This is a genomic window from Pseudomonas sp. PS01270, assembly GCF_029959775.1.
Lineage (GTDB): Bacteria > Pseudomonadota > Gammaproteobacteria > Pseudomonadales > Pseudomonadaceae > Aquipseudomonas > Aquipseudomonas atacamensis.
Window position 1 is genome coordinate 1 of record NZ_JASCPT010000276.1, and the last position, 812, is coordinate 812.

Consider the following 812-nt stretch of genomic DNA (forward strand, 5'->3'; position numbering starts at 1 on the left):
TGATACCCGTAGCTTCGGTGTATGGTTTGAGCCCCGTTACATCTTCCGCGCAGGCCGACTCGACTAGTGAGCTATTACGCTTTCTTTAAAGGGTGGCTGCTTCTAAGCCAACCTCCTAGCTGTCTAAGCCTTCCCACATCGTTTCCCACTTAACCATAACTTTGGGACCTTAGCTGACGGTCTGGGTTGTTTCCCTTTTCACGACGGACGTTAGCACCCGCCGTGTGTCTCCCATGCTCGGCACTTGTAGGTATTCGGAGTTTGCATCGGTTTGGTAAGTCGGGATGACCCCCTAGCCGAAACAGTGCTCTACCCCCTACAGTGATACATGAGGCGCTACCTAAATAGCTTTCGAGGAGAACCAGCTATCTCCGAGCTTGATTAGCCTTTCACTCCGATCCACAGGTCATCCGCTAACTTTTCAACGGTAGTCGGTTCGGTCCTCCAGTCAGTGTTACCTAACCTTCAACCTGCCCATGGATAGATCGCCCGGTTTCGGGTCTATTCCCAGCGACTAGACGCCCTATTAAGACTCGCTTTCGCTACGCCTCCCCTATTCGGTTAAGCTCGCCACTGAAAATAAGTCGCTGACCCATTATACAAAAGGTACGCAGTCACAGAACAAAGTCTGCTCCCACTGCTTGTACGCATACGGTTTCAGGATCTATTTCACTCCCCTCTCCGGGGTTCTTTTCGCCTTTCCCTCACGGTACTAGTTCACTATCGGTCAGTCAGTAGTATTTAGCCTTGGAGGATGGTCCCCCCATATTCAGACAAAGTTTCTCGTGCTCCGTCCTACTCGATTTCATGAC

Annotated in this window: 1 rRNA gene; it reads right to left on the reverse strand. The window is 51.1% G+C overall.

From position 1 onward, the window contains the following. Positions 1-812 (reverse strand): 23S ribosomal RNA (locus QMX86_RS28125); the annotation flags it as partial.